Raw genomic sequence first — 2463 nt, 5'->3', positions numbered from 1 at the left:
AAAAGCGAAATAGTTTAGTTTAGGGGTTGTGAGATAAAGAAAGACTTTTTATCTTTGCCTTCTTAAATAAGCTAAGCGGTTGTCAAAAATAAATTTTAAAAAAAACTTTAAATTTATTTTGGCAGAAACAAAAAAGTTTCTATCTTTGCAGCCGCTAACACAATAAGTGTTAAACGTTCTTAAAAACAAGATGAATGGTAAATAAAATGAAGGTTCGATTCCTTTACATCTAACAAATGAAGTTGAGGTTTTTTTTAAAGCTGAAGCGGAGTAAAAAGTTCATTGATTTATTGAATTGACAGTGTATATTTTTACTTGGAAACGAGTAAGAAATGCGAAATTAAAACAAAGGCTAAATAGAATAGTTTTGAGTCGAGATACTTAGTTAGCTAGGTATTGAGAAAAATTCCATACAGTTATAACTTATATATTGTAAAATATTTAAGAAACAACGATGAAGAGTTTGATCCTGGCTCAGGATGAACGCTAGCGGCAGGCCTAACACATGCAAGTCGAACGGTAAGGCTCCTTCGGGAGTACACGAGTGGCGCACGGGTGAGTAACGCGTATACAATCTACCTATTACTGGGGTATAGCCCGAAGAAATTTGGATTAATCCCCCATAGTATATAGATATGGCATCATAATTATATTAAAGCTTAGGCGGTAATAGATGAGTATGCGTCCCATTAGTTAGTTGGTAAGGTAACGGCTTACCAAGGCAGCGATGGGTAGGGGTCCTGAGAGGGAGATCCCCCACACTGGTACTGAGACACGGACCAGACTCCTACGGGAGGCAGCAGTGAGGAATATTGGACAATGGAGGCAACTCTGATCCAGCCATGCCGCGTGCAGGAAGACTGCCCTATGGGTTGTAAACTGCTTTTATACAGGAAGAAACCTCCCGACGTGTCGGGAATTGACGGTACTGTAAGAATAAGGATCGGCTAACTCCGTGCCAGCAGCCGCGGTAATACGGAGGATCCGAGCGTTATCCGGAATCATTGGGTTTAAAGGGTCTGTAGGCGGGCTGATAAGTCAGCGGTGAAAGTCTGTCGCTTAACGATAGAATTGCCGTTGATACTGTTGGTCTTGAGTCATTATGAAGTGGTTAGAATGAGTAGTGTAGCGGTGAAATGCATAGATATTACTCAGAATACCGATTGCGAAGGCAGATCACTAATAATGTACTGACGCTGAGGGACGAAAGCGTGGGGAGCGAACAGGATTAGATACCCTGGTAGTCCACGCAGTAAACGATGGTCACTAGCTGTTCGAACCAATTGGGGTTTGAGTGGCTAAGCGAAAGTGATAAGTGACCCACCTGGGGAGTACGTTCGCAAGAATGAAACTCAAAGGAATTGACGGGGGCCCGCACAAGCGGTGGAGCATGTGGTTTAATTCGATGATACGCGAGGAACCTTACCAGGGCTTAAATGTAGTCTGACGTACTTGGAAACAGGTATTTCTTCGGACAGATTACAAGGTGCTGCATGGTTGTCGTCAGCTCGTGCCGTGAGGTGTCAGGTTAAGTCCTATAACGAGCGCAACCCCTGTGGTTAGTTGCCAGCGAGTGAAGTCGGGAACTCTAGCCAGACTGCCGGTGCAAACCGTGAGGAAGGTGGGGATGACGTCAAATCATCACGGCCCTTACGTCCTGGGCCACACACGTGCTACAATGGTAGGGACAGAGAGCAGCCACTTTGCGAGAAGGAGCGAATCTTCAAACCCTATCACAGTTCGGATCGGAGTCTGCAACTCGACTCCGTGAAGCTGGAATCGCTAGTAATCGCATATCAGCCATGATGCGGTGAATACGTTCCCGGGCCTTGTACACACCGCCCGTCAAGCCATGGAAGCTGGGGGTACCTGAAGTCCGTTACCGCAAGGAGCGGCCTAGGGTAAGACTGGTAACTGGGGCTAAGTCGTAACAAGGTAGCCGTACCGGAAGGTGCGGCTGGAACACCTCCTTTCTAGAGCATTCTCTTAATAATAAGAGAGTCGCAATATAAAGTTAGGTTAATTGTTATTGGAACTTAAGATAATTTTTATTTAGTCTTTGCTGTCAATTTATAAAAAGATGCAGTCTCATAGCTCAGCTGGTTAGAGCGCTACACTGATAATGTAGAGGTCGGCAGTTCGAGTCTGCCTGAGACTACGAATTAATTAAGGATTATGTATAAATAGTTTTTAGTTAGAAAGTTCATTAAATACTGAAAGGAAATTTTAGAGGTTGAGTAGCCGTTATAAGTACTGTTAACTAATAACTGGTTAACTGATCACTGAGAGACGGGGAATTAGCTCAGCTGGCTAGAGCGCCTGCCTTGCACGCAGGAGGTCATCGGTTCGACTCCGATATTCTCCACGAGTTAATTAGAGCTTATTTAAGTAAGTTTTTAATTAAAGAAAGTTCATTGACATATTGAAAGAATAAAGAATACGAGAGTAGGCTTATAGGTTATG

At 43.6% G+C, this 2463-nt stretch carries 2 tRNA genes and 1 rRNA gene; all 3 read left to right on the top strand.

Going from position 1 to position 2463, the window contains the following annotated elements:
• Nucleotides 1-451: 451 nt before the first annotated feature.
• The 3 genes from ACFSQ0_RS00465 to ACFSQ0_RS00455 all read left to right on the top strand — a co-directional run bounded on the left by ACFSQ0_RS00465 (nucleotide 452) and on the right by ACFSQ0_RS00455 (nucleotide 2365).
• A 16S ribosomal RNA gene (locus ACFSQ0_RS00465) occupies nucleotides 452-1973 on the top strand.
• 111 nt (nucleotides 1974-2084) lie between these two features.
• Nucleotides 2085-2158: transfer RNA gene (locus tag ACFSQ0_RS00460), tRNA-Ile, on the top strand.
• A gap of 133 nt (nucleotides 2159-2291) precedes the next feature.
• A tRNA-Ala gene (locus ACFSQ0_RS00455) sits at nucleotides 2292-2365 on the top strand.
• Nucleotides 2366-2463: the final 98 nt, after the last annotated feature.

It is taken from the genome of Mesonia sediminis (assembly GCF_042684705.1).
Lineage (GTDB): Bacteria > Bacteroidota > Bacteroidia > Flavobacteriales > Flavobacteriaceae > Mesonia > Mesonia sediminis.
Note: the sequence above shows the minus strand (reverse complement) of the source record. Positions and strands in the feature narration are given on the sequence as shown.